At 72.2% G+C, this 25,877-nt stretch carries 22 protein-coding genes; 20 read left to right on the forward strand and 2 right to left on the reverse strand.

The window, feature by feature from the left end; all coding sequences use genetic code 11:
- The first annotated feature begins 11 nt into the window (after positions 1–11).
- The 17 genes from AB0I42_RS19715 (at position 12) to AB0I42_RS19795 (ending at position 16,146) form a co-directional block, all read left to right on the forward strand.
- A complete protein-coding gene (locus AB0I42_RS19715) occupies positions 12–1,085 on the forward strand; it encodes a class I SAM-dependent methyltransferase (RefSeq protein WP_357538976.1) in 1,074 nt (357 codons plus the stop codon).
- A complete protein-coding gene (locus AB0I42_RS19720) occupies positions 1,085–1,396 on the forward strand; it encodes a hypothetical protein (protein ID WP_357538977.1) in 312 nt (103 codons plus the stop codon). Before AB0I42_RS19715 ends, AB0I42_RS19720 begins: the two co-directional genes overlap by 1 nt.
- On the forward strand, positions 1,396–1,791 hold the full coding sequence (locus AB0I42_RS19725) for a nuclear transport factor 2 family protein (protein ID WP_212817729.1): 396 nt from the start codon (positions 1,396–1,398) through the stop codon (positions 1,789–1,791). The genes AB0I42_RS19720 and AB0I42_RS19725 overlap by 1 nt, the downstream gene beginning before the upstream one ends.
- A 14-nt stretch (positions 1,792–1,805) precedes the next feature.
- Positions 1,806–2,918 carry an ABC transporter substrate-binding protein gene (locus tag AB0I42_RS19730; protein WP_357538978.1) on the forward strand — a complete coding sequence of 371 codons (1,113 nt, stop codon included), beginning with the start codon at positions 1,806–1,808 and terminating at the stop codon, positions 2,916–2,918.
- Positions 2,919–2,944: 26 nt separating this feature from the next.
- Positions 2,945–3,769: an ABC transporter ATP-binding protein gene (locus AB0I42_RS19735; RefSeq protein ID WP_357538979.1), complete on the forward strand. Its 825-nt coding sequence runs from the start codon at positions 2,945–2,947 to the stop codon at positions 3,767–3,769.
- A gap of 12 nt (positions 3,770–3,781) precedes the next feature.
- Complete coding sequence (locus tag AB0I42_RS19740; protein WP_357538980.1) at positions 3,782–4,648, forward strand: ABC transporter permease; 867 nt, start codon at positions 3,782–3,784, stop codon at positions 4,646–4,648.
- Complete coding sequence (locus AB0I42_RS19745) at positions 4,645–5,451, forward strand: SDR family oxidoreductase (RefSeq protein WP_357538981.1); 807 nt, start codon at positions 4,645–4,647, stop codon at positions 5,449–5,451. The genes AB0I42_RS19740 and AB0I42_RS19745 overlap by 4 nt, the downstream gene beginning before the upstream one ends.
- A gap of 24 nt (positions 5,452–5,475) precedes the next feature.
- The gene (locus tag AB0I42_RS19750) at positions 5,476–6,837 is read left to right on the forward strand and encodes a M20/M25/M40 family metallo-hydrolase (RefSeq protein ID WP_357538982.1); all 1,362 of its coding nucleotides are present in this window, start codon (positions 5,476–5,478) and stop codon (positions 6,835–6,837) included.
- The gene (locus AB0I42_RS19755; protein ID WP_357538983.1) at positions 6,834–7,664 is read left to right on the forward strand and encodes an alpha/beta fold hydrolase; all 831 of its coding nucleotides are present in this window, start codon (positions 6,834–6,836) and stop codon (positions 7,662–7,664) included. Before AB0I42_RS19750 ends, AB0I42_RS19755 begins: the two co-directional genes overlap by 4 nt.
- A gap of 135 nt (positions 7,665–7,799) precedes the next feature.
- Positions 7,800–8,264: an Ohr family peroxiredoxin gene (locus AB0I42_RS19760; RefSeq protein WP_357538984.1), complete on the forward strand. Its 465-nt coding sequence runs from the start codon at positions 7,800–7,802 to the stop codon at positions 8,262–8,264.
- Positions 8,251–9,231, forward strand: a complete 981-nt coding sequence (locus AB0I42_RS19765; RefSeq protein WP_357538985.1) for an EamA family transporter — start codon at positions 8,251–8,253, stop codon at positions 9,229–9,231. Before AB0I42_RS19760 ends, AB0I42_RS19765 begins: the two co-directional genes overlap by 14 nt.
- Positions 9,232–9,280: 49 nt before the next feature.
- Complete coding sequence (locus AB0I42_RS19770; RefSeq protein WP_357538986.1) at positions 9,281–10,141, forward strand: IclR family transcriptional regulator; 861 nt, start codon at positions 9,281–9,283, stop codon at positions 10,139–10,141.
- 81 nt (positions 10,142–10,222) lie between these two features.
- Positions 10,223–11,437, forward strand: a complete 1,215-nt coding sequence (locus AB0I42_RS19775; protein ID WP_357538987.1) for a CoA transferase — start codon at positions 10,223–10,225, stop codon at positions 11,435–11,437.
- Positions 11,438–11,542: 105 nt separating this feature from the next.
- The gene (locus tag AB0I42_RS19780) at positions 11,543–12,388 is read left to right on the forward strand and encodes a cyclase family protein (RefSeq protein WP_357538988.1); all 846 of its coding nucleotides are present in this window, start codon (positions 11,543–11,545) and stop codon (positions 12,386–12,388) included.
- Entirely contained in the window at positions 12,381–13,817 is a 1,437-nt protein-coding gene (locus AB0I42_RS19785) for an MmgE/PrpD family protein (RefSeq protein WP_357538989.1), read from the forward strand. The genes AB0I42_RS19780 and AB0I42_RS19785 overlap by 8 nt, the downstream gene beginning before the upstream one ends.
- On the forward strand, positions 13,814–15,274 hold the full coding sequence (locus tag AB0I42_RS19790; protein ID WP_357538990.1) for a dihydroorotase family protein: 1,461 nt from the start codon (positions 13,814–13,816) through the stop codon (positions 15,272–15,274). Before AB0I42_RS19785 ends, AB0I42_RS19790 begins: the two co-directional genes overlap by 4 nt.
- A 5-nt stretch (positions 15,275–15,279) precedes the next feature.
- A complete protein-coding gene (locus AB0I42_RS19795; RefSeq protein WP_357538991.1) occupies positions 15,280–16,146 on the forward strand; it encodes a CoA ester lyase in 867 nt (288 codons plus the stop codon).
- 123 nt (positions 16,147–16,269) lie between these two features.
- On the opposite strand, the gene AB0I42_RS19800 is transcribed toward AB0I42_RS19795, so the two are convergent.
- Together AB0I42_RS19800 and AB0I42_RS19805 are read right to left on the reverse strand one after the other, a co-directional pair.
- A complete protein-coding gene (locus tag AB0I42_RS19800) occupies positions 16,270–17,331 on the reverse strand; it encodes a LacI family DNA-binding transcriptional regulator (protein ID WP_357538992.1) in 1,062 nt (353 codons plus the stop codon).
- Positions 17,332–17,348: 17 nt separating this feature from the next.
- Positions 17,349–18,905, reverse strand: coding sequence for an FAD-dependent oxidoreductase (locus AB0I42_RS19805; protein ID WP_357538993.1), 1,557 nt, complete (start codon positions 18,903–18,905; stop codon positions 17,349–17,351).
- A gap of 256 nt (positions 18,906–19,161) precedes the next feature.
- On the opposite strand from AB0I42_RS19805, the gene AB0I42_RS19810 reads away from it, so the two are divergent.
- From AB0I42_RS19810 to AB0I42_RS19820, 3 genes are read left to right on the forward strand one after another with little or no spacing between them, the layout of a single operon-like run.
- Positions 19,162–20,850 (forward strand): FAD-dependent oxidoreductase, encoded by a 1,689-nt coding sequence (locus AB0I42_RS19810; protein WP_357538994.1) that lies wholly within the window; start codon positions 19,162–19,164, stop codon positions 20,848–20,850.
- A 34-nt stretch (positions 20,851–20,884) separates the two neighbouring features.
- Entirely contained in the window at positions 20,885–22,414 is a 1,530-nt protein-coding gene (locus tag AB0I42_RS19815; RefSeq protein ID WP_212817712.1) for an FAD-dependent oxidoreductase, read from the forward strand.
- Positions 22,415–22,420: 6 nt separating this feature from the next.
- Complete coding sequence (locus tag AB0I42_RS19820) at positions 22,421–25,876, forward strand: hypothetical protein (RefSeq protein WP_357538995.1); 3,456 nt, start codon at positions 22,421–22,423, stop codon at positions 25,874–25,876.
- The last annotated feature ends 1 nt before the right edge of the window (position 25,877 follow it).

Raw genomic sequence — 25,877 nt, forward strand, 5'->3', positions numbered from 1 at the left:
GGAGACCCGACATGTTCGATATCGAGGAACGGCTCACCCTGGACGAGCGTTCCGCCGTCGACTTCGTACTGAATCTGCGCAAGCGCTGGGCCGACACCGTCTACCCGGCGCTCACGCAGGAGTACCGCGCCACCGGCGAGCCGGCGGCCACCATCGGCGACGCCGGGACCCGGCTGCGCGACCTGCCGCTCTATCCGTGGTTCAGCCATCTGGAGCGGGTGCAGCAGAAGATGCTGTGGAAGCTGGCTGGCGACGCGGTCCTGCGCCGCGCCGACGAGCTGGTCGACCAGCTCACCCGACCGGAGCGACCGAAGGGCAACCTGGCGCTCGACGCCGGCCTGGACCTGCCGTCCTGGTACACCGACTACGACATCCACATCCAGCCCGGCGGATTCTTCTCGGACGACCTGTCGGCGTACGTGTACGAGTTCGGCGCCCGGATCGTGATGCTGCGCGACAACGACGGCTACAAGTTCCACACCTTGTTCACCGACACGGCGCTGCCGGACGTACCCGGCGCGACCCGGGTCGTCGACATCGGCTGCGGATTCGGCAAGAGCACCCGCCCGCTGGTCGGCAAGTACCCGGGCGCGGAGGTGATCGGCGTCGACTTCGCCGCCCCCGGGCTGCGGCTGGCGCACGCCGAGGCCGAGGCAGCCGGCCTGGCGATCGACTTCCGGCAGGCCGACGGCCGCGCCACCGGCATCGAGGCGGGCAGCTGCGACGTGGTGACCGGGACGATGGTCCTGCACGAGATGCCGGCCGAGGCGATCCGGGAAACCATCGTCGAGGCGGCCCGCCTGCTCAAGCCCGGCGGCGCCCTGCGGTTCCTGGAGTTCCAGCTCACCGGCGACCCGCTGCGCGACGCGACGGTGTACGAGCACGCCGAACGCAACAACGAACCCTTCTTCCACGCGCTGTTCGGCAGCGACCTGCTGGAGATCTGCGCGCAGGCCGGTCTCACCGACGCCTCCTGGACCCCCTTCGACGAGCGCACCCACGGCGTACGGCCGGAGGGCTGGGGCGACCGGGTCGAGTGGCACTTCCCCTGGGCGGTCCTTTCCGCCACGAAGCCGGAGGCATGATGAGCACCGAGTTCGACTACCTGGGCGACCCGAAGACCAGCAAGCTGTTCGACCTGGTCCTCCAGCTCGCCACCGACCTGCACGTCACCCGCCAGCGGGTGCGGGCGCTGGAGACGCTGCTGGTGCGCGCCGGCCATCTCGACGCCGACGCCGTCGACGGGTTCGCGCCGACCGGCGCCGAGCGGGTGGCGTTCGACGCCGACCGCGACGGGTTGCAGGCCCGGCTGATCCGCATCCTCACCGAGGACGGGCCGGCCGAGCACCCGCTGCGCAACCAGTGGGAAGCCGCGATCGACAGCCGCGCCCGCTGATGGGCACCGAGGACCCGGCCGGCCTGATCGACCGCTATCTACAGCTCTGCGAGGACCGCGAGCTGACCGAGGCCGGGCGGCTGCTCGCCCCCGGTGCGCTGATCGTCTTTCCGGGCGGCCGGGTCTTCGGTTCGCTGACCGAGATGGCCGCCGCCGCGACCGGACGGTACCGCTGGGTGCGCAAGCACCGCGACCGGTACCTGGTCGGGACCGAGGGCGACCGGATCTGTGTCACCTCGCTCGGGACGCTCTACGGGGAGGGCAACGACGGGGAGCCCTTCGACCGCATCCGCTACGCGGACGTGTTCCTCCTCCAGGACGGGCTGATCACCGAACAGCACGTCTACAACGACCTGGCCGTCGAACGACCGGCCACCGCCGATCCCGACTCGTGACGAGGTATTTCGAGATGAGACATGGAATACGGGTGTTCGTGGGGGCCCTCGCCGCCACCCTCGTACTGACCGGCTGCAACAGCGGCGACTCCGGCACCGGCGGCGCCGACGGAAGCCCGGCCAAGCTGACCTTCGCCATCGCCTCCGCGGTGATCGGACCGAAGGAGGAGGTGGCCGCGTACGCGGTCGCCCAGGAACTCGGCTACTACGCCGAGGAGAACCTGACGGTGGAGACGATCAACACCGACGGCTCGGTGGCCGCGCTGCAGGCGGTCGCGTCCGGCAGCGCCAGCGTCACCGCCGCCGACAGCGGCTCGGTCCTCGGCGCGGTCGAGAAGAACGTACCGGTCAAGGCGGTCGGCGGGCTGGTGCAGAACTGGCCCTGGGTGATGGCGGTCAAGCCGGACAGCCCGATCGCCAGCGGCGCCGACCTGCGCGGCAAGAAGATCGGCGTGATCAGCCTGGCGTCCGGCTCCGCGCCGTACGCGCGGGCGTACGTCCGGGCGGCCGGCCTGGACCCGGAGAAGGACGTCGAACTGCTCCCGGTCGGGGTCGGCGCGCCGGCCGCGACGGCGCTCAGCGGCGGCCAGGTCGACGCGCTGGCGCTCTACACGCAGGCGTACGCGGTCATGGAGAGCACCGGGACCCAGCTGAAGTACCTGACCAACCCCGACTCGCTGACCGGCATCCGGTCGCTGTCGTGGGCGGTCAGCGCGCGCTCGTTCGACGAGAACAGCGACGCCAACACCCGGTTCCTGCGGGCCTCGTACAAGGCGATGCTCTTCTCGGCGAAGAACCCCGAGGCGGCGATGCGGATCGGCTACAAGGTGTTCCCGCAGATCCTCGGCGGGCAGTCGGTCGAGTCGCGGATAGAGGCCGACACCAAGAGCCTCGTGGCGTGGCTGAAGACGGCCACCCCGGCGACCGGTACGCCGGAGGAGTTCCCGGACTGGGGCGCGATCAGCGACCAGGAGTGGAACAAGACCATGGCCTACACCAAGGAGGCCGGTCAGATCACCGGTGACGTCGACCTGGGCGAGGTGTGGGATCCGAGCCTGCTCAGCGGCGCCAACGAGTTCGACAAGGCCGCGGTGCTGCAGCAGGCCGGCAGCTACACCGCGAACTAGCCGACCGACACCCGGAGGGAAACCCGATGGCCTACCGAACTGCGACCCGCCAGTTGCCGACGCCCGCCACGGTCGACGAAAGCTCCTGGATCGAGGTCGACGGCCTGCACAAGCTGTATCAGCCCCGCAAGTCCGAACCGACTCTCGCGCTGAGCGACGTCAGTTTCACCGTACGGCGCGGCGAGTTCATCTCGGTCGTCGGGCCCTCCGGGTGCGGCAAGACCACCCTGCTGAAGATCCTGGCCGGGCTGAGCCCGAAGTCCCAGGGCACGGTCCGGATCGCCGGGCAGGAGGTGACCAAGCCGCTGCCCCAGGTCGGGATGGTCTTCCAGGCACCGACCCTGCTGCCCTGGCGGACCATCTTCGACAACGTGATGGTGCCGGCCGAGGTGCAGAAGCTCGACCCGGCCCGGCACCGCAAGCGGGCCCAGGAACTGCTGGAGATGGTGGGCCTGGACGGGTTCGAGCGGAAGTACCCGCACGAACTGAGCGGCGGCATGCAGCAGCGGGCCGGGATCTGCCGGGCCCTGGTGCACGACCCCGCCGTACTGCTGATGGACGAGCCGTTCGGCGCCCTGGACGCGATGACCCGCGAGTACATGAACGTGGAGCTGTTGCGGATCTGGCGGGAGAGCGGGCAGACGGCGGTGCTGGTCACCCACTCGATCCCGGAGGCGGTCTTCCTCTCCGACCGGGTCGTCGTGCTCAGCCCGCGTCCCGGCCGGATCGCCGAGATCATCTCCATCGACCTGGAGCGGCCACGGGAACTCGGCGTGATGTCCTCGGACCGCGCCGGGGTCTACGTGGAACGCATCCGCCGCCACTTCAACGCCGCCGGCGTTATCGACTGACGGGGTGTCGTCATGGCAACAACGAATCCTGTGAAGGCACCGGACCGCCCGCGTACCGGGCCCGTGCCGCCCGCGCCGGAGCCGGCCAGGACCCGGCGGCTCGACCTGCGGGAACGCCCGCAGCTCTGGCTCGTCCCGACGGTCTTCGTCGTGGTCGTCCTGCTCTGGGAGTACGGCGTCCAGGTGTTCGGCGTCGACGAGTACGTGCTGCCGCGCCCGACGCAGATCGTCGACGCGCTGTGGTTGCAGCTCACCAACGACCTGTTCTGGGGGCACCTGTGGGTGACCACCCAGGAGGCGCTGGTCGGTTTCGCCATCGGGGTGGGTGCCGCGGTCCTGCTGGGCACGTTCATCTCCCAGATCAAGATCGTCGAGGCCACCCTGATGCCGTACATCGTGGCCTTCCAGACGGTGCCGAAGGTCGCGCTGGCGCCGCTGTTCGTGGTCTGGTTCGGCTTCGGCCTGACCAGCAAGATCGTGATGGCCGCGGTGATCTCGTTCTTCCCGATGCTGGTCAACGTGATCGAGGGACTGCGGGCCGCCGACGCCGACAAGATCCAGATGCTGACCGTCTTCGGTGCCAACAAGATGCAGATCTTCCGGATGGTCCGGCTGCCCAGCGCCCTGCCGTTCATCTTCGCCGGGCTCGACATCGGCATCGTCTTCGCGATCCTCGGCGCGGTCGTCGGTGAGTTCATCGGTGCCAAGGAGGGGCTGGGCTACCTGCTCCTGCAGACCAACTACAACTTCGACATCGCCGGGATGTTCGCGGTGCTGGTCGTGCTGTCGGTGATGGGTCTGCTGGCGCACTTCGTGATCCGGCTGGTCCAGCGCAAGGTCGCGTTCTGGGCCGAGGACACGAAGGTGATCGGGGCATGAGCGGCGTCGGGCCGGCCGGGGCCGGCACCGCACCGGCCCGGCCCGGCGCTCAGCCCGGCGGGGATCCCAACCGCTTCGACGGGCGGGTCGCGCTGGTCACCGGCGCGGCCCGGGGCATCGGGGCGCGGATCGCGGCGACGCTGGCCGAGCGCGGCGCGACTGTTGCCCGGGCCGACGTGCTCGACCCGACCGGGTGGCCCGCCGACGAGTTGCCCGGCCCGCACAGCCGGCACGTCGTCGACGTCCGGTCGGCCGCCTCGTGCGCCGACCTGGTGGCCGCCGTACTCGACCGGCACGGGCGGCTCGACCTGCTGGTCAACAACGCCGGCGTGGTCCGCCGTGGGCCGGCCGCCACGATGTCGGAGCAGGACTTCACCGACGTCCTCGACGTCAACCTGACCGGCACGTTCCGGATGTGCCGGGCCGCGTACCCGGCCCTGTGTGCCGGCGGCGGGTCGGTGGTCAACATCGGCTCGACCAACGGACACATCGCGGTGCTCGACACGCTCGGCTACTGCGTCAGCAAGGCCGGGGTCATGCACATGGCCCGGGTGCTGGCGCTGGAATGGGCACCCGACCGGATCCGGGTCAACGCGGTCGGCCCCACCATCGTCCCCACCGACATGACCAGCGACCTACGTGACGATCCGGACTATCTGACGGCCAAGCTGGCCACCATCCCGCTCGGTCGGATGGCCGGCGAGCAGGACGTCGCGAACGCCGTCGCGTTCCTGCTCAGTGACGCCGCGGCCATGACGACCGGCCAGACGGTCTTCGTCGACGGCGGCGTCACCATCCACTGACCACACCCCTGCGAAGGAGCAACCATGTCATCGCCGGACACCAGGGCGGTCCTCGACGCGGTCGACGCGCACTTCGACACCTTCGTCGACGAGCTGCAACAGTTGTGCCGGATCCGCAGCCGGCGGCAGGAGCCGGAGCAGATGGCGGCCGCCGCCGAGTTCATCGCCGGATCGGTACGCCGCTGGGGCGGCACCGCCGACATCGTGCCGTGGTCCGACTCACACCCGTACGTCCTCGGCGAGATCGCCGGCGGACAGCGGTCGCTGCTGCACTTCAACCACTACGACGTGGAGGTCGAGCCGGCCGGCGACGACGCCGACTGGATCAGCCCGCCGTACGCGGCGGAGATCCACGACGGGAAGCTCTACGCCCGCGGCGTCGCCGACGACAAGGGTGCGCTGATGTCCCGGATCCACGCCGCCGCGGCATGGCGGCTGGCCGGACTGACGCCACCGGTGACCAGCCGCTACCTGATCGAGGGCAAGCAGTGGCTGCACTCCCCCGGCCTCGGCTCGTTCGTCGAGGCGCACGCCGACCGGCTGACCAGCGACGGCACCCTGTGGGAGAACTCCTGGATCGACGCGGACGGCCGGCCGCTGCTGAAGCTCAGCGAGAAGGGCGTGCTCTACCTGCGGCTGTCGGTGCGTACCCTGCCGCGCGACCTGACCAGCCAGAACACGATCCTGCTGGCGTCGGCCACGACACGGCTGGCGGCCGCGCTGGCGGCGTTGCAGCGCCCGGACGGAACGGTACTCGTACCCGGTTTCGCCGACGGGGCGCGGCCGGTGACCGACGCCGAACGTGACCTGCTGGCGGAGGTCGCGTTCGACGGTGACTTCCTGCGGGGCCGGGCCGGGGTGACCGGCTTCCTCGGCGGGCTCGACGACCGGCAGGCGGCGGTGGCGATCCGCACCGTGCCGACGCTGACGGTGGCCGGGTTCGAGGGCGGCGACATGCGCGACGACGTGACGCTGGGCATCCCGTCGCTGGCCCGGGCCAAGGTCGAGATCCGGCTGATCGCCGGCCAGGATCCGGGACGGGTGCTGGACGCGATACGCAAGCACCTGGCCGACAGCGGCTTCTCCGACGTCGACGTCGAGGTGATGGCGACCAGCCGACCGAACCTGACCGACCACCGCGACCCGTTCGTCACCCTGGTCGCCGACGCGGCCCGCCGGGTGTACGGCACCGAGCCGGTGGTCGAGCCGTACACGCAGTGGATCGGCAACCAGGGGGTGGTGGCCGGTCGGCCGATCGTCGGCGTGGGGGTGTCCCGCGCGGATTCCGGTGTGGACGGTCCGAACGAACAGATCCGGCTCGACGACTACCGGGACGGCATCAGGCACGTGATCGAGGTCATGGCGGCGATGGGAGGCGGGGCGTGAGCGGCCGGGGCGTGAGCCGGATCAGGGGGAACGGTCGTCGGGGATACGTGGACCTGCCGTGGGGGCAGGTGCACTACCGGCACGGCGGCACGCCGGACCAGCCGGTGCTGCTGGTGCTGCACCAGTCGCCGCTGTCGTCGGCGACGTACGACGCGGTGCTGGAACCGCTGGCCGAGCGCGGGGTACGGACGGTCGCCGTCGACACCCCCGGGTTCGGGATGTCGGATCCGCCGCCGCGACCGTGGTCGATCCCGGAGTACGCCGACGCGGTGTGGCAGATCGCCGACGCCCTGGGCCTGACCGCGGTGCATCTGCTCGGGCAGCACACCGGGGCGGTCATCGGGGCGCAGGCGGCGCTGCTGGCACCCGGCCGGGTGCACCGGCTGATCCTCCAGGGCCTGCCGCTGTACGACGAGACCGAGCGGAAGTCCAAGGTGGAGTCGTACGCGCCGGGGTACGTGCCGGACCGCGACGGCAGCCACCTGCGGGTGATCTGGGACCGGGTCTACGGGCTGTACCCGCGGCTGACCCCGGCGGAGGCGGACCGGCAGGTGGCGGAGTACCTGATGACCGGTCCGGACTACGCGACCGCGTACCGGGCGGTCTTCGCGCACCGGATGGACACGGACGCGTTGGCGGCGATCCCGACGGTGTTGCTGCACGGCGGCGACGACCTGGTGGACCGGATGACGCCGGTCGTGACGGCGGCGCTGCCGCACGCGCCGCTGGTCACGATCCCCGGCGGTACGGACTTCGTCGCCGACGAGCAGCCGGAGGCGTTCGCCGACGCGGTCGCCGCCCAGGTCCTCGGCGTGGTGGCACCGTGAGCGAGCGAACCATCAGGCACAGGTCTGAGCACGGCGGTGCCGAGCGCAGCGAGGTGACGCCGTGAGCGAGCGCAGCAAGCGAACCATCAGGCACAGGTCTGAGCACGGCGGTGCCGAGCGCAGCGAGGTGACGCCGTGACCACGGAGATTCCGGCCGGGGCGGCGACGGCGGCACCGCGGGACACGGTCTACACCGCGTCGGTGCGGGTCTCCGGTGGTCGGGGCGGGCGGGCGGAGTCGCTCACCGGCTCGTTCCGGGCGACGCTGACCCGGCCGGCGGAGCGTGGTCCGGATGCCCCGGGCACCGATCCGGAGGAGTTGTTCGCCGCCGGCTACGCGGCCTGCTTCGACAGCGCGCTCGCGGCGGTCGGCCGGCGGGAGCGGATCACGTTGGGGCCGACCGAGGTGACCGCCTCGGTGTCGCTGGGCACCACCGACGGCGGCGGGTACGCGATCGCCGTGCTGCTGGAGGTGAGCGCGCCGTCGTGTCCGCAGGCGGACCTTGCGCGCGCGGTGGCCGCGGCGCACCTGCTGTGCCCGTACTCGAACGCCGTTCGCGGCAACACTCCGGTGACGATCCGGGTCGATGGTCAGGACTGAGTACCTTCCGGGCCCGGCCACCGCCGTCGGCGGTGGCCGGGGCGGGGGACGCGCGGCGTTGGCGACGGGGCTCGCCCTGATCTACACGCTGTGGGGTTCGACCTACCTGGGCAACCGGGTGGCGCTGGAGAGCCTGCCGCCGATGGTGATGACCGCGGGCCGGTTCCTGCTCGCCGCGGTGGTCCTGCTCCTGATCTCCCGGCTGCGGCGGAACCCGGCGCGGCTGGTGCCGGGTCGGGCCGAGTTCGTCGGCGTGGCGGTGACCGGGATCCTGCTGATCGGGGCCGGCAGCACGCTGCTGGCGGTCGGCCAGCAGTACATCGACTCGGGGCTGGCGTCGCTGGTGGTGGCCGCCGTGCCGCTGTGGGTGCTGGGGCTGCGGATCGGTTCGGGTGAGCGGCCGGCGGCGCTGGTGCTGGTCGGGGTGCTGGGCGGGGTGGCCGGGCTGTCCGTGCTGCTGGTCGCGCCGGGCACCGGGATCCACCTGGCCGGCACGCTGACGGTGCTGCTGGGCAGCGGGATCTGGGCGGTCGGCTCGTGGCTGTCGCAGCGGCTGGCGCAGCCGGCGGATCCGCTGGTCGGCATCGCCTGGCAGATGCTGGTCGGTGGACTGGCGGTGGCGCTGGTCGCCGTGCTCTCCGGTGAGCTGGGTCGGTTGCGGCCGGCCGAGGTGACCGGGCGGTCGTGGCTGGCGTGGGGCTATCTGCTGGTGGTCGGCACGGTCGTCGGGTACAGCGTCTACGCCTGGCTGCTGCGCAACGCGCCGTTGCAGCTCGTCGCGACGTACGCGTACGTCAATCCGGTCGTCGCGGTCGGGTTGGGGATGATGGTGCTCGATGAGCGGTTGACCGGCCGGCAGGCGCTCGCCGGGGTGTTCGTACTCGCCTCGGTGGCCCTGGTCGTGGCGGTGGAACGTCCCCGGCCGCGGTCGCCCTCGTCGCCCCCTCCACCGGCGGCACCCACCTAGGCTCCGGTTTGCCGGCCTGGCACACATCGGACAGACAGCGAGGATCTCGATGACCATCTCAACTGCCATCGACAGCGAGGACAGCCGTACCCGTTCCGGCCTGGGCCGGGCGCTCGCGGTGATCAACATGATCGCCGAACGTTCGCCGCAGACGCTGGGCGTGTCGACGATCGCGCGTGAGCTGGAGCTGCCCAAGGCGGTGGCGCACCGGATCCTCAAGGAGCTGGTCGGCGACGGTTTCCTCGGCTTCGACGAGGAGACCAAGCAGTACCGGCTCGGTCCGGGGGCGCTGGCGGTGGGGCTGGCCGCGTTGCGGGCGCTGAACGTGCCGGACATCGCCCGGCGTTACATGGTGCGGCTGGTCCGGACCACCGGGGAGACGGCGACGCTGTCGATGCGGCAGGGCTGGTCGCGGGTGTACGTCGACCAGGTGCTGTCGCCGCACGAGGTGCGGATGTCGGTGTCGCTGGGGACGAGTCATCCGCTGCACTCGGGTTCGTCGTCGAAGGCGATCCTGGCGGCCCTGCCGGACGCGGAGATCGAGGACTACCTCGACAACCACGGGCTGGAGCGGGTGACGCCGGCGACGATCACCTCGGTCACCCGGCTGCGCGAGGAGATCGTCCGGATCCGCGAGCAGGGTTTCGCGGTCAGTCTCGGTGAGCGGCAGTCCGGGGCGGGCAGTGTGGCGGCCGCGGTGCGGTATTCGACCGGGCAGGTGTTCGGTTCGTTGTCGCTGTGCGGGCCGCAGGACCGGTTCGATCCGCGGACGTGTGCGGCGCACGGGGCGCTGGTCGCGGAGGCCGCGGCCGAGATCTCGGCCGAGATCGGCTTCCGTACGGCGCCGCGGCAGGCCGGGGCCCGTGGCGGGGCGGTTTCGGACCCGCAACCCCTGGTCCTTCGAACGTGAGCGTGTTTAGGATGACGATGATTCTGTTCAGCGGAATGGCGTTTCGCTCAGCCGAACAGACTGACCGTGTGGGAGGTACCCGTGGGTGACGGACCGCTCGAGGGACTCCGGGTTCTCGACATCTCGACGATCCTCGCCGGGCCGCTCTGCTGCCAGATCCTCGGCGACTTCGGCGCCGACGTGGTCAAGGTGGAGCACCCGGTGGCCGGCGACAGCATGCGTGGGCACGGCAGCGCCAAGGACGGCCATCCACTGTGGTGGAAGGAGATCTCCCGCAACAAGCGGACGATCGGCCTCAACCTCTCGGCACCCGACGGCGCGGCGCTGCTGCTGCGCCTGGCCGAGCGGGCCGACGTACTGGTGGAGAACTTCCGGCCGGGCACGCTGGAGCGTTGGGGCATCGGCCCGGCCGAGCTGCACAAGGTGAACCCGCGCCTGGTGATCGTGCGGATCACCGGATTCGGGCAGACCGGGCCGTACGCCGCCCGGGCCGGATTCGGCACCCTGGCCGAGGCGATGAGCGGCTTCGCCCACCTGACCGGCGCGCCGGACGGGCCGCCGACCCTGCCGGCGTTCGGGCTGGCGGACAGCATCTGCGGGATCGCCGCCTCGTCGGCGGTGATGATGGCGCTGTGGCACCGGGACCGCCCCGTCGACGGCGACACCGCCGGCACCGGGCAGGTCATCGACATGAACCTGCTCGAACCGATCATGACCGCCGTCGGACCCGGCCCGACCGTCTACGACCAGCTCGGCGTCGTCGGCACCCGCAACGGCAACCGGTCGGTCAACAACGCGCCCCGCAACACCTACCGGACCAAGGACGGTGCCTGGGTCGCCATCTCGACCAGCGCGCAGACCATCGCCGAACGGGTGCTGCACCTGGTCGGCCACCCCGAGGTGATCGATGAACCGTGGTTCCGCACCGGCGCCGGGCGGGCCGCGCACGCCGACGAACTCGACGGGTACGTCGGCGCCTGGATCGGCGAGCGAACCCGCGACGAGGTCGCCGACGCCTTCGCCACCGCGGGCGCGGCCGTCGCGCCGGTCTACACCGCCAGGGACATCGTCGAGGACCCGCACGTCCAGGCCACCGAGATGATCACCACGGTGGACGATCCCGACCTCGGTCCGATGCGGATGCACAACGTCATGTGGCGGATGGCGCGGACACCGGGCCGGATCAGGTTCACCGGCCGGGCGCCCGGCGCCGACACCGAATCACTGCTGGTCGACGAGCTCGGGTGTGACCCGTCCGAGATCGCCGACCTCCGCAGCCGTCAGATCGTCGCCTAGCGACGCGGACCCCTGTCCCGACGCGGCGACAGCCGACCCACCGGTCGCGTGGCGGCGGCGGCGATCCAGCCGTCGGCGACGCGACGTACAGAAACGCGAGGAACCGTGACCGCGACCAGCCACACCACCACGACCGACCGCCTGCTCGCCGCCGTCCAGGACGGGGTCGAGGTCTACGACCTCGGCCGGCGGCTCTTCTTCGGCATGCCGCAGTCGCCGAACCATCCGGCGTTCCTGCTCACCCTGCCCCGCCGGCACGGCGACATGGTGCGCGCCGACGGCGGTTCCGCGGCCAACGACCTGCTCGTGATGGGCACCCACGTCGGCACGCACGTCGACGCGCTGGCCCACGTCTCGCAGGACGGCCGGCTGCACGGCGGCGCCGACGCGGCGGCGGCCGGAGCCGGCGGCCGGTACGTCGAACTCGGCGCGCACACGATCGCGCCGATGGTCCGCCGGGGCGTGCTGCTGGACGTACCGGCCGCGCTCGGGCAGGAGTTCAGCCCGGCCGGGTACGAGATCACCCCCGACGACCTCGACGCGACGGTGGCCCGCCAGGGCACGCCCGTCGGGGCCGGCGACGTGGCGCTGATCCGCACCGGCTGGGGCCGGCACTTCGACGATCCGGACCGGACCAGGTACGTCGGGCACGACTCCGGCGTACCCGGGGTCGGCGCGGACGGCGCCCGGTGGCTCGCCGACCGGCGGGTGCACGCCGCCGGTGCCGACACGATCGCCTTCGAGCGGCTGGCTCCCGGCGCCGGACACAGCGCGCTGCCGGCGCACCGGATCCTGCTGGTCGAGCACGGCATCTACCTGATCGAGGCGATGGACCTCGACGGGATCGCCGCCGCCGGGGTGCACGAGTTCACCTTCGTCATGGCGCCGCTACCGCTGTTCGGTGCCACCGGCTCGCCGGTCCGGCCGCTGGCGGTGGTCTCGCGTGGCTGAGACCCTGGCCCGAAGGGTCGCCGACTTCGCCGCCGGCACCGGGTACGACGCGCTGCCCGAGCCGGTCGTCGACAGCGTCCGCAAGCGGATCCTGGACATCCTCGGCCTGTGCGTCGCGGCCGGTCCGCTGCCGACCAGCCGGGCCGCGCTGGCGTACGTCGCCGAGCAGGGCGGGCGCGGGCAGGCCCGGGTGATCGGGCTGGCCGAACCGGTGCCGGCGCCGCTGGCCGCGTTCGGCAACGGGGTGCTCGCGCACTCGCTGGACTACGACGACACCCACCTGCCGTCGGTGCTGCACCCGAGCGCGGCGGTGATACCGGCCGCGCTCGCCGCCGCCGAACTGGCCGGCGCGTCCGGCCGGGACACCGTCGCGGCGGTCGCGGTCGGCCTGGAGGTCTGCGTACGCCTCGGCATGGCCGGCTACGACCTCAAGGCCGGCAACTCGGTCTTCTTCGAGCACGGGCAGCACGCCACCTCGATCTGCGGGGCGCTCGGCGGCGCGGTCGCCGCGGGCCGGCTGCTCGGGCTCTCCGCCGACGGCATCCTGGATTCGCTCGGCGTCGCCGCGTCGATGGCGTCCGGGCTGATCGAGGCGAACCGTACCGGCGGCACCGTGAAGCGCATCCACTGCGGATGGTCGGCGCACTCGGCGGTGAGCGCCGCGCTGCTGGCCCGGCACGGGATCACCGGCCCGCCGACGGTGCTGGAGGGGCGGTTCGGCTTCTTCGAGGCGTTCCTGCGCGGCGAGTACGACCCGGCGGCGGTCACCGACGGGCTCGGCACCGACTGGTCGGTGCCCGGGATCTTCTTCAAGCCGTACCCGGCGAACCACTTCACGCACGCGGCGATCGACGCCGCGGCGGCGCTGCGCGCCCGGGGTCTGGACGTCGACGACATCGAGTCGATCACGCTCGGCGCGCCGACCGCGGTGATCCGCACGATCGGACAGCCGATCGAGGTCAAGCGGGCGCCGGCGACCGGCTACCAGGCGCAGTTCAGCGGCCCGTACGCGGTCGTCGCCGGGCTGCTCGGCGGCGGCGGGCTGGGTGTCGGGCTCGGTGACTTCACCGACGAGCTGGCCCGGGATCCGCGCCGCCGGGCGTTGATGGCCCGGGTCGAGGTGGTACCCGACGAGCGGTGCGACGCCATCTTCCCGAACCAGTTCCCGGCCGTACTGCGGGTCCGCACCCGCGACGGCGAGGAATGGGTCGAGGAGGTGCTGACCAACCGGGGCGGTCCGGACCGGCCGCTGTCCGACGCGGAACTGGCGACGAAGTTCCGGGACAACGCACGCGACCGGCTGCCGGCCGCCACCGTCGACCTGATCGAGGCGGAGGTCGCCCGGCTCGACCGGGCGGCCGGAATCGACGTACTGATGGCCCTGGCCGCCACGGCGGCCCCGGGCATCGACCTTGAGGAGACACCATGACGGCGTTCGATCTGCTGCTGCGCAACGTACGGGTGGTCCGGCACGACAGCGCCGAACCCGAGCTGACCGACATCGGCGTGGTCGACGGCCGGATCGCGCGGATCGCGCCCGGGATCGATCCCGCCACCGCGAGGTCGGTGGTGGACGGCGGCGGCAAACTCGCCTTCCCCGGCGTCGTCGACGCCCACCAGCACTGGGGGATCTACAACCCGCTGCCGGAGGACACCGCGTCGGAGAGCCGCGCCAGTGCGCAGGGCGGCGTGACGACCGCGCTGAACTACATGCGGACCGGCCAGTACTACCTGAACCGGGGCGGCGCGTACGCCGACTTCTTTCCCGAGGTGTTGGGGGCGGCGGAGGGCCGGTCGTACGTCGACTACGCCTTCCACCTCGCGCCGATGTCGCGCGAACACATCACCGAACTCCCCCACCTGGTCGAGTCCGGGGTCACCTCGTTCAAGATCTTCATGTTCTACGGCAGCCACGGCCTGCACGGCCGCTCCGCCGACCAGAACTCGTTCCTGATGATCCCCGAGGGCGAGCGCTACGACTACGCGCACTTCGAGTTCGTCATGCGGGGCGTACAGGCGGTCCGGGAACGGTTCCCCGACCTCGCCGACCAGATCTCGCTGTCGCTGCACTGCGAAACCGCCGAGATCATGAGCGCCTACACGAAGATGGTCGAGGAGGAGGGCACGCTGTCCGGGCTGGCCGCCTACCACGCCTCCCGGCCGCCGCACTCCGAAGGGCTGGCGGTGTCGATCGCCGCCTACCTGGCGCACGAGACCGGCCTGCCGAACATCAACCTGCTGCACCTGTCGTCGGCGAAGGCGGTCGACGCGGCGCTGCGGATGGCGAAGGCGTTCCCGCACATCGACTTCCGGCGGGAGGTCACCATCGGGCACCTGGTCGCCGACATCACCACCGCACACGGGCTCGGCGGCAAGGTCAACCCGCCGCTACGGCCACGCGAGGACGTCGAGGCACTGTGGACACACGTACTCGACGGCGAGATCGACTGGGTGGTCAGCGACCACGCCTGCTGCCGCGACGAGCAGAAGTTCGGCGAGCCCCGGGACGACATCTTCGTGGCCAAGTCCGGCTTCGGCGGTGCCGAATACCTGCTGCCCGGCCTGCTCACCGAGGCGGCCCGGCGCGGCCTGTCGCACCAGCGGGTCGCGCAGTTGACGTCGTGGAACCCGGCGCGACGGTTCGGCCTGACCGCCAAGGGCGCGCTCGCCGAGGGCTACGACGCCGACCTCTGCCTGGTCGAGGAGGGCACCCCGTGGGTCGTCCGGGCCCAGGACTCCGAGTCGACGCAGGAGTACACCCCGTTCGAGGGCTTCAAGATGACCGCCCGCGTCACCGACACGTTCCTGCGCGGCCGGCAGGTGCTCGCCGCCGGCCGGGTGGTCGGCGAACCCACCGGCCGGTACGTCTCCCGGTCGGGCCGGTAGCCACGGTGGACCCGGTCGCCCGCAGCTATCTCTACGTCCCGGCCGACCGGGAGAAGCTGCTCGCCAAGGCGCACGGCCGGGGGGCCGACGCCCTCGTCCTCGACCTCGAGGACGCGGTCACCCCGGCGAACAAGGACACGGCCCGGGCCGCCGCCGCCGCGTACCTGGCGGCGCCGCCCGACGGGCGGTTCTGGGTACGGATCAACAGCGACCGCGTCGAGCAGGACGTGGCCGCGGTGGCCGGCCCGGCGCTGACCGGGGTCTGGGTGCCGAAGGCGGAACCGGAACTGCTCGCCACCGTCGACGCGGCGCTGTCCGCGGCGGAGCGGCGGCTCGGCCTGGCCGACCGTACGTTCGGCGTGGTCGCCCTGATCGAGACCGCCCGGGGCGTGCTCCGGCTGGAGCAGATCACGTCGGCGCCCCGGGTGCTCCGGCTCGGGCTCGGCGAGGCGGACCTGGCCGGCGAGATCGGCGTCCAGCCGGGACCGGACGGGGCGGAGCTGGCCCCGATCCGGTCCCAGGTGGTCGTCGCCTCGGCCGCGGCCGGCATCACCGCCCCGGTCGGGCCGGTCGAGACGGTGCTGCGGGACCCGGACCGGCTGGCCGGCACCACCCGGGCGCTGCTGCGGCAGGGCTTCCGGGCCCGGACAGCCGTGCATCCCGATCAGCTCGCCACGATCAACGAGGTCTTCACCCCCTCGGCGGCCGAGATCGCCGCGGCCCGCGAGGTGGTCGACGCGCTGGCCGCGGCGGAGCGGCAGGGGACCGGAATCGCCACCCAGGCCAGCGGCCAGATGCTGGACCGGGCCGTGGTCCGCGCCGCCCGCGAGGTGCTCCGCCGGGCCGTGCCGGAGGGGCCGGACCGGGGCTGACCGGCGCTGCCGGACGGCGTGGTCCTGCCGCGCCATGATCCGCGTGATCAGGGAAATTCCGGCCCGCCCCGCCGACGACACGCGCGGCGTACTCCCTGATCACGCGGATCTTCGCTCGCCGGGTCAGGTCTTCGGCCGGGGCGGGGCGGCGGTGGGCGCCAGGTGGTGCGCGCACGGCAGCAGGACCTGCCGTTCGTGCTCCCCGGTCGGGTCGGCGAGCAGGCCGGCCAGCATGCGCACCGCGCGCCGGCCCATCGCGTTGCGCGGGACCCGGAGTGACGCCCACTGTCCGGGGCTGAACTCGCCGCCCTGGTCGTCGACGAGCAGCACGACGGAGACGTCGGCCGGGATCGTCAGCCCGCGCAGGCCGGCCATCGCGGCGAGGACCCGCAGCAGGCCGACCGACTCGACCAGGATCGCGGTCGCCCCGCCGGCCAGCGCCGCGTCCAGCCACTGGGCGGTCAGCTGGTCGGGGTGGACGAACGCGGGGGTGGGCACCGGCAGCCCGAAGCGGTCGAGCGTCGCCGAGAACCCGTCCCACCGGTCCACCTGCGGTTCGTGGCGGATCGCCTCGCCGAGGTAGGCGAAGCCGCGGTGGCCCATCGCCACTAGGTCGTCGACGATCCGGCCGGTCGCCGACCGGTAGTCGCCGCCGACGTAACACAGGTCGGCCTCGGGAATCTCCCGCCGTCCTATGTAGACGTACGGGTGGCCGTCCTGGGCGAGCTGCACCAGGTCGTCACGGTTGGCGTGGTGGCCGAGCAGTACGCTGCCGGCGGCCTGGCGCAGCGTGCTGACCCCGTCGCGGTAGATCCGGCGGACGCCGTCCTCGTCGCGGGACGCGGTGAACAGCACGAGGTTGCAGCCCTCCAGGCCGGCCTGTTCCTCGATGCCCTGCAGGAACTCGAAGTAGTAGTCCCAGGCGCTGGTCGGGAAGATCGGCTCGAAGGTGTGCACGCCGAGCAGGTACGGCGTGGCCCGCCGCTCGGCCCCGTCGCGCTGCTGCGGGGCGTTCGTCGGGTAGCGCAGGCGGCGGGCGGCACTGATCACCCGGCGCTGGGTCTCCGGCGAGATCCGGCTCAGGTCGCCGGAGCCGCGCAGGACCATGGACACAGTGGACTGCGACACGCCCGCCTCGCGGGCGATGTCGGACTGACGCGAACCGTTCCCCCGTCGCTTCGTCACGCCCTTTTCCCCTCCGGTCATGCCGACGGTGGCCATGTCAACACCGCGCCGCCGCGCAGCAGAGCCTTGCGCAGGGTCTCATAGTCGACGTCCTGCACCGCGACCGATCCGGCCACCGCCTGCGCCGCCGCGCAGCCGGCCGCCTCCCCCACCATCATGAACACCGGTTCCATCCGTACCGAGGCGAACGCGATGTGCGACGCCGACACCGCCCACGTGACGAGCAGATTGGCACACTCGCCGCGGCGCGGCACGATCGCCCGGTACGGCACTCCGAACGGGACGGTGACCGGGTGCTGCACGTTGCCCTCGTTGCGCGGCTGCCCGTCGACCAGGACCCGCTTGGCGTTGTGCGAGTCCATCACGTACGAGGCGAGGGCGAGCGGGTCGTGGGCGGTCGCCCGGCCGGCGGCGTCGTGCTGGGTGACGACGTGGTCGGCGACCATCCGGCGGGCCTCGCGCACGTATAGCTGGTGCGGCCAGTGCGAGGTGCCCCGGAACTCGGCCGGCGCGAGCCCGTACTCCCGGGTGGCGGTGCGGATCTTGTCGGGCAGCCGGGGGTCGTTGGCCAGGAAGAACAGCAGTCCGGCCTGGTAGCGGACGTGGTCCTGGAAGATCTCCTCGCGGCGGGCGTGGTGGGCCTGGGGCCAGTCGTAGTTGGCGCCGATGTGGTCGGAGGAGAACGCGCCGTGGTTGTTCATGTCGAACACGCCGGGGCGGACCTCGGTGGTGCGGCCGAACAGTTCGTAGCCGCCGGCCTCGACGTAGCGGCGGAGCAGTTCGTAGCGGTCCGGGTCGTAGCCGTCGGGTTCGGGGAACGGCAGCCGCCGCGCCGACGTGGTGACGTGCAGCCGGAAGTTGTACGCCTGGACCCGCCGGTCGCCGTCGCCGACCTCGCCGTAGGGGTCGGGGCTGATGCCGGGCAGCAGGCCGCTGGCCGGCCGGCCGGGCTCGACCCAGGGGTCGACGGCGAGTTCGAACTGGTGGTTGACGCTGTGCTGGACACCGGCCAGCGGCTCCCCGTACGTGTCGCGGGACTCCCGCCCGACGGTGTACGACACCCCGGCCGCCGCCATGAGGTCGCCCTCGTACGACGCGTCGACGTAGACCGGGGCGCGGTAGCGGTTTCCGTCGTCGGTGCGCAGTTCGACGATCCGGCCGGCCGCCAGGGTGACGTCGCTCAGGTGCTGGTGGTGGCGGACGGCGACACCGGCCTCGTCGAGCCAGCGGGCGAAGATCTCCTCGGCGACGTGCGCCTCGACGCTCCAGTGTGGATCGGCGGCGTGGTATGCGGCGGCGACGTCGGCGTAGAAGCGGCGGGCGAGCCCGCCGACGGTGTCGGGGCGGCCGACGTCGGTGGTGCCGAGCCCGGCGGCGCTCATCCCGCCGAGGTGGTCGTCGAAGGCGAGCAGCACCACGGAAAGGCCCTCGTGGGCGGCGCGGACGGCGGCGGTGACGCCGCCGGACGTCGCGCCGTAGACGACCAGGTCGGCGTGGACCGGCTCGGCGTCGTCGGCCACGACGGGCGGCGGGAGATGGTGGTGCAGCCCGGGCAGCGCTGGTGCTCGTGTCATGGATTCGGTTTCTAGCACGCCACGACGAAGTTGTGAATTGCTAATAGTTAGTAATACCTCGTTACCGCATCGTCACCAGAATTCCTGGCCAGGCATGTCTTGACACCGGAATGACGATCAGATGTAACGTAGCCGCAATCGATCGCCGGCAAATCGACCGGCAAATATTAGCAACCGCCGTACGACCCGGCGCCCGGCCCACCCGGAGCAGCGGACGCGGCGGGCATCCCCGAAGTCGAGCCGAGGAGCGCAGACGATGGGCAGCACACACGAACGGCAGACCGACCTTCTGGTGGTCGGCGGCGGACTCGGCGGCGTCGCCGCCGCGCTGACCGCCGCCAGGTTGGGGCTGCGGGTCGTGCTGACCGAGGAGACCGACTGGCTGGGTGGGCAACTCACCGCCCAGTCCGTCCCGTCCGACGAACACCCCTGGATCGAGTCCGGGCACACCTCGCCCGGATACCACGAGCTGCGCACCCGGATCCGGGACTACTACCGGCGCAACTACCCGCTGCGGCCGGAAGCCCTCGACATCGCCACCCTCAACCCCGGCCTCGGCAACGTCAGCCGGCTCTGCCACGAGCCCCGGGTCGGCGTCGCCGTCATCGACGAACTGCTGGCCGGTTACCGCTCCGCCGGCCGGATCACTGTTCTGTACGAACACGTCCCGGTCGCCGCCGCCACCGACGGCGACCGGATCACCGCGGTCACCCTGGAGAACCGCCGGGCCGGCACCCGGACCACGGTCACCGCGCCGTTCGTCGCCGACGCCACCGAACTCGGCGACCTGCTGGAACTCGCCGGCGTCGAGCACGTCGTCGGCGCCGAGTCGCAGGCCGAGACCGGTGAGCCGTACGCCTCGCCGGTCGCCGACCCGACCGACCAGCAGGCGATCACCTGGTGCTTCCCGCTGGAGTACCGCCCCGGTGAGGAACACGTCGTGGACCGGCCGGCGTCGTACGACCACTGGAAGACCCACGTCGACCCGTTCTGGCCCGGGCCGCAGCTGTCCTGGGAGAAGATCGACATCCACACCATGAAGGGCCGGACCAACCGCATCTTCGAGACCGACCTGGACGCGGTGCACGTGCCCGACCTGTGGCACTTCCGGCGGATCCGGGCCCGCAGCCAGTTCGACCCGGCCCTGGTCGACACCGACATCACCCTGGTCAACTGGCCCAACGTCGACTACTGGGAGACGCCGCTGGTCGGCGCCGGCATCGACGAGGAGGCCCGGCGGACCGCGCTGCGCCGCTGCCGTGAGCTGTCGCTGTCGTACCTGCACTGGATGCAGACCGAGGCGCCCCGGCCGGACGGCGGACACGGCTATCCCGGCCTGCGCCTGCGGCCCGACCTCACCGGCACCGAAGACGGCCTGGCCAAGTCCGCCTACATCCGGGAGTCCCGCCGGATCCGGGCCCGGTTCACGGTGCTCGAACAGCACGTGGCCGTCGTCGACCGCCCCGACGGCGAAGGCGCCGTCCAGTTCGCCGACTCGGTCGGCATCGGCCACTACAACATCGACCTGCACCCGAGCACCGCCGGCGTCAACTACGTCAACCTGGAGTGCTATCCGTTCCAGATCCCGCTCGGCGCCCTGGTGCCGGTCCGGGCCCGCAACCTGCTGCCGGCCAACAAGAACATCGGCACCACGCACATCACCAACGGCTGCTACCGGTTGCACCCGGTGGAGTGGAGCATCGGCGAGGCGATCGGCGCGCTGGCCGCGTACTGCGTCACCGAACGGACCGAACCGCACGCCGTCGCCGACTCGGCGGAGCGTACCGCCGACGTACAGCGGCTGCTGACCGGCAAGCTCGGCATCCCGGTCGCGTGGCCGGACGACATCCGCCGCACCCGACCGTCGCAGGCCGTGTCCGGCGCCACCCCGGTCCTCGCCAAGCCGCGCCAGCGCAGCGTCCCGACCATGACCCCGACCTCCTGACCCGCCGCATCGCCCCCGAAAGGACCTCGCGGACATGGCATCCCCCGAACCGACCGTCGACGACGGCTACGACGTCATCATCTACGGCGCCAGCCTCGCCGGGATCATGGCGGCACTGCGGCTGCGGCTACGCGGTCTGAGCAGCCTGATCCTGGAGCCGACCGGCCACGTCGGCGGCATCGTCGCCGGTGGCCTGGTCAAGTCCGACACCCCCAACGTGCCCGAAGCGCTCGCCGGCCTCACCAAGACCCGGTTCTTCGACGGCATCGGCGCCGAGTACGGCCTCGACGGCCCCGAGTACCGGTTCGAGCCGAAGGTGGCCGAGAAGGTCGCCCGGCACCTGCTCGACGAGTCGAAGGCGACGGTGCTGCTGCACCAGCGGATCCACGGCCCCGACGACGTCGACGTCCAGGGCCGGCGGATCCGGGGCGTACGGACCACGCAGGGCTGGCGCCGGGCCCGGTTCTTCGTCGACGCCTCGTACGAGGGTGACCTGATGGCCGCCGCCGGGGTGCCGTACACGTTCGGCCGCGAACCCCGCGCGAAGTACGACGAACCGTTCGCCGGCTTCCAGCCGGTGCAGGCGTACCGCAAGCACGGCTTCACCCCGAACACGCTCTACCCGGTCCGGGACGTGCCGGCGATGGCGGCCGGTGAGGGCGACGACAAGACGCAGGCGTACAACTTCCGGGGCGTGCTGTCGACCAACGCCGACCGGATCCCGTTCCCGAAGCCGGACGACTACGACCCGGCCCGCTACACCTATCTGGGCCAGCTGCTGCGGCAGCGGAACATCCCCGGCCTGTCGTCGATCGTCACCCACACCGCACTGCTACCGAACGGCAAGTACCAGACCAACCAGGCGCTCTACTTCGGCTTCGACCTGCCCGGCGTCAACTGGGACTACCCGGACGGCAGCTGGCGGCGCCGCGAGGAGATCATCGCCGAGCAGGTGGCCTGGCACCAGGGGCAGCTCTACTGGCTGGCCAACGACCCGTCGCTGCCGGAGTCGTTCCGGGCCGACGCGCGGACCTTCGGCCTGCCGCCGGACGAGTTCGTCGACAGCCCGTACGGGCAGGGCTTCCCGCACGCCCTCTACATCCGCGAGGCCCGCCGGATGGTCGGCGCGCAGGTGCTCACCCAGCACGACCTGCTCAAGCCCAACAACACCAAGACGCACCCGGTCTGCTGCTGGAAGTACGGCATGGACAGCCACCTCGTCCAGTACTACCCGGAGGGCGACGACACCGTCGTCGGCGAGGGAACGCTCAGCGGCGACGAGACCAACCCACCGGTCGACCTCTACCAGATGCCGGCCGAGGTGCTCTTCCCCGCCCGCGGCGGGATCGAGAACATCACCGTCTCGATCTGCTTCTCGGCCAGCCACGTCGGCTACACCTCGCCCCGGATGGAACCGAACTACGGCATGCTCGGCGAGGCGTGCGGCGAACTCGCCGCCCAGTCGCTGTCGACCGGCCGGCCGGTCCAGGAGTACGACTACCCGGAGCTGGCCGCCGCCCTGGTCGAGCACGGCGCCGTGCTGTCCCTGCCGGGGCTGGACTGACCGGCCATGCGCCCGCTGATTCTCGCCGTACCCGGCGAAGACCTGCCGGCGTTCCAGCCGGGACCGCTCAACGCGTCCACCGGCTGGCGGCCGCACCGGATCGAGCTGCCGTTCCGGGTCGGCGACCCGCCCGCCGCCGGCTACCTGCTGCGGCTGGAGTTCGCCGCCGGGCACGGGCCCTGCCCCGACCTCGTGCTCGAGGTCGACGGCGTGCACCGGGGGTTTTTCCACCCGGCGGTGCGCCGCGACGACCGGTCGGAGACGTACCGGCACGGACCGATCGCCGGTGACGTGCTGCTGGAGGTGCCGCTGCCGGCCGACTGGCTGCCGGCGGGCGAGCACACGATCGCGGTGACCACGACGGTCGACGCGGCGGCGGCACTCGGCCCGGTCGAGCCGCCGGCCGGCGAGCGGCGCCGGCACCGGGAGCAGTTCGGCAACCACTTCGGCAGCGGCATCACCTGGCACCGGCTCACCCTCGACGAGGGTGCCGGGCCGGCGACAGCCGGCGTCGACCTCGTCCCGACCCCGCTCTACCTGGACCGTGACGGGAGCCTGCACGAACTGGTCGAGCTGACCGTGTCCGTGCCGGCCGGCACGCCGGCCTGGCCGCGGGCCGCCCGGGTCACCGTCGGCGACCACACGTACGACCTCGACCTGCGCCGCCCCGGCCGGGAGTTCGGTCAGGTACGGGTCAGGTTCGCGGTGCCCGCCTTCGACACCGCGACCGCGACGGTGGCCGTCGACGGCCTGCCGGAGCGGGTCGTCGAACTCGTCGCGGCCCGGCGGTGGACGCTGCACCTGGTCCCGCACGTGCACCTCGACGTCGGCTACACCGACGTGCAGGGCAAGGTCCTCGAGCTGCACAGCCGCAACCTGGACCGGGCGCTGGACGCGCTCGACCGTGACGAGGGCTTCGCGTTCTCGGTCGACGGGTCGCTGGTCGTCGACCAGTACCTGGCGACCCGCTCGCCGGAACGGGCCGAGCGGGTGCTCGCCGCGCTGCGTTCCGGCCGGCTGGCGATGAACGCGTTCCACAGCCTGTTCCTGTCCGGGGTCGCCTCGCTGGAGGAGGTCTACCGGGCGGCGTACCTGGCCGGCCGGTTGCGGGACCGGCACGGCGTGCCGGTGACGTACGCGAACCTGACCGACGTGCCGTCGTACAGCGCGGCGGTGCCGTCGATGCTGCGGGCGCTGGGCATCGACTCGTTCGTCGGCATCGAGAACCACCACCGGGGCGGCAACGCCGACAGCGACGCGCAGCACCTGGCCAGCCCGGTGCTGTGGGAGGGGGTGGACGGGTCGCGGGTGCTGACCCACTTCTCCGACACGTACTCGCAGCTGCGGTTCATGGTCGGCGACCCGCAGACGGTCGTCGGCGGCGCGCACTCGTTCGGCCGGTTGCTGGCCCGCTACGACCGGCCCGACTACCTGCCGGCGGACCTGGCGGTGATCGGCACGCACGCCGACAACGAGGACCTGGCCGACGGTGACGCCGGCTTCGCCGCCCGCTGGAACGCGGTGTACGCGTACCCGCGCCTGCGGGTGTCCACGATGGAGGAATATCTCGGCACCGTCCGGCCGCTCGCCGACCGGTTGCCGGTGTGGCGCGGCGACGGCGGCAGCTACTGGGAGGACGGCGTCGGCACCGGCGCCACCGTCACCGCCGAGCACCGCAGGGTGCAGGCCGTGCTGCCGGCCGCCGAGGCGCTGGCCGCCCTCGTCGGCCTGGTCGACCCGGTCTACCGGCCCAACCGGGCCGCGCTCGACGCCGCCTGGGAGGGGGCGCTGTTCGGCTGCGAGCACACCTGGACGTGGGCGCACGGCACCGCGCACCCGCACGGCCACCAGGTCGACGACCAGCTCGACTGGAAGCGGCACCAGGTGCATTCCGCGCACCGGGGCGCGCTGGACGAGGTCCGGCGGGCGATGAGCCAGCTCGGTGAACTCGTCACCACGACCGGGCCGACCCTGCTGGTGCACAACCCGCTGGCCTGGGCCCGGGACATCGAGGTCGAGGTGGAGACGGTCCGGGCCGATCCGGCCGGACCGGACGGGAATCCGCTGCCGGCCGAGGTGCTGGCCGAGTGCAACGGGCTGCGGACGCTGCGGGTCACCGTGCCGGACGTGCCCGGCTTCGGCTACCGGGCCCTGCCGATGGACGCGGCCCGCACGCTGACCCCGGGCGAGGAGGACGGCGCCCCGGCGACCGGCGCCGGACCGGCCGGCGCCGACGACTGGCGACCGGTCCCGCCGGCTCTGGTCACCGACCGGTGGGAGGTCACCCTCGACCCGGCCACCGGCGCGGTCCGCGGGCTGCGGCACCGGGCGACCGGCCGGGACCTGCTCGACCCGGCACACGGCACGCTCGGCCAGGTGCTGTACGTCGTCGACGGCCCCGAGTCACTGACCCGAGGAGACGGTCACGAACATTCGCACCACAGCGGCCAGCCGCACCACCACGACCCGTACCCGCGCAGCACCCTGCTCGGCCGCCGCCCGGACCAGAACCGTCCACAGTTGACCGTCGTACCGGCGGCGATGCGGCCGGTCGGGCTGCGCCGCACCTACGACGGCTGGCGGCTGCGGACCGTCGGCAGCGCGCCGAGCCTGCCCCGGATCGAGGTCGACATCCTGCTGCGGGACACCGACGACCGGGTCGATGTACTCGTCGGCTTCGACAAGGAGCGGGTGCTGGCCAAGGAGTCGGTGTACGTCGCCTTCCCGTTCGCGGCCACCGAACCCACCTTCCGCTACGACCGCCAGCAGGGCTGGATCGATCCGGCGACCGACCACGCCCCGGGCGCCTGCCACGACTGGTTCACCACCACGTACGGCGTCGTCCTGCAGGACCGGCCGGACGGCCCGGCGATCGCCTGGACCTCGGCGGACGCCCCGCTGTTCACCGCCGGCGACATCTGGCGCGGCGACTGGCACGAGCAGTTCACCCCGGCCGGCGGCGCCGTCTTCTCCTGGGTACTCAACAACTACTGGCCGACGAACACCCCGCCGGAACAGGACGGCCGGCTGAGCCTGCGGTACGCCTTCACCCCGCTGCCCACCTTCGACCCGGTGGCGGCCGGCCGGTTCGGCCGCGAGGTACGGGCGGCCGGCACCGTCTCCGAGGTCAACCGGCTCGACAAGTTCGACGTCGAGCCACGCCCGCTCGATGAACCCGCCGCGGCGCTGCTGGACCTCGGGCTGCCGGAGTCGGTGCACGCCACCGTCGCCCCGGCCCGGTCCGGCGCCGGAATCCTCGTCCGGCTCCAGAACCTGTCCGGCCGGGACAGCCGCTTCCCCCTGCGGCATCCGGCCGGCCCCGGTGGCCGGGCCGAGCCCTGCCACGCCGACGAGCGGCCGATCGCGGAACAGACCGCGGACGCCGCCGGCACCGTCCCGATCAGCCTCGGCGCATGGCAGGTCGTCTCACTGATCCTCCACCCCCATCACACCGGAGTGTGAC

This window comes from Polymorphospora sp. NPDC050346 (assembly GCF_040655695.1).
Classification (GTDB): domain Bacteria; phylum Actinomycetota; class Actinomycetes; order Mycobacteriales; family Micromonosporaceae; genus Polymorphospora; species Polymorphospora lycopeni.

Coding starts and splice junctions, on each gene's coding strand:
- AB0I42_RS19715 (WP_357538976.1), top strand. CDS start 12: ATGTTCGATATCGAGGAACGGCTCACCCTGGACGAGCGTTCCGCCGTC.
- AB0I42_RS19720 (WP_357538977.1), top strand. CDS start 1,085: ATGAGCACCGAGTTCGACTACCTGGGCGACCCGAAGACCAGCAAGCTG.
- AB0I42_RS19725 (WP_212817729.1), top strand. CDS start 1,396: ATGGGCACCGAGGACCCGGCCGGCCTGATCGACCGCTATCTACAGCTC.
- AB0I42_RS19730 (WP_357538978.1), top strand. CDS start 1,806: ATGAGACATGGAATACGGGTGTTCGTGGGGGCCCTCGCCGCCACCCTC.
- AB0I42_RS19735 (WP_357538979.1), top strand. CDS start 2,945: ATGGCCTACCGAACTGCGACCCGCCAGTTGCCGACGCCCGCCACGGTC.
- AB0I42_RS19740 (WP_357538980.1), top strand. CDS start 3,782: ATGGCAACAACGAATCCTGTGAAGGCACCGGACCGCCCGCGTACCGGG.
- AB0I42_RS19745 (WP_357538981.1), top strand. CDS start 4,645: ATGAGCGGCGTCGGGCCGGCCGGGGCCGGCACCGCACCGGCCCGGCCC.
- AB0I42_RS19750 (WP_357538982.1), top strand. CDS start 5,476: ATGTCATCGCCGGACACCAGGGCGGTCCTCGACGCGGTCGACGCGCAC.
- AB0I42_RS19765 (WP_357538985.1), top strand. CDS start 8,251: ATGGTCAGGACTGAGTACCTTCCGGGCCCGGCCACCGCCGTCGGCGGT.
- AB0I42_RS19770 (WP_357538986.1), top strand. CDS start 9,281: ATGACCATCTCAACTGCCATCGACAGCGAGGACAGCCGTACCCGTTCC.
- AB0I42_RS19790 (WP_357538990.1), top strand. CDS start 13,814: ATGACGGCGTTCGATCTGCTGCTGCGCAACGTACGGGTGGTCCGGCAC.
- AB0I42_RS19805 (WP_357538993.1), bottom strand. CDS start 18,905: ATGACACGAGCACCAGCGCTGCCCGGGCTGCACCACCATCTCCCGCCG.
- AB0I42_RS19810 (WP_357538994.1), top strand. CDS start 19,162: ATGGGCAGCACACACGAACGGCAGACCGACCTTCTGGTGGTCGGCGGC.
- AB0I42_RS19815 (WP_212817712.1), top strand. CDS start 20,885: ATGGCATCCCCCGAACCGACCGTCGACGACGGCTACGACGTCATCATC.
- AB0I42_RS19820 (WP_357538995.1), top strand. CDS start 22,421: ATGCGCCCGCTGATTCTCGCCGTACCCGGCGAAGACCTGCCGGCGTTC.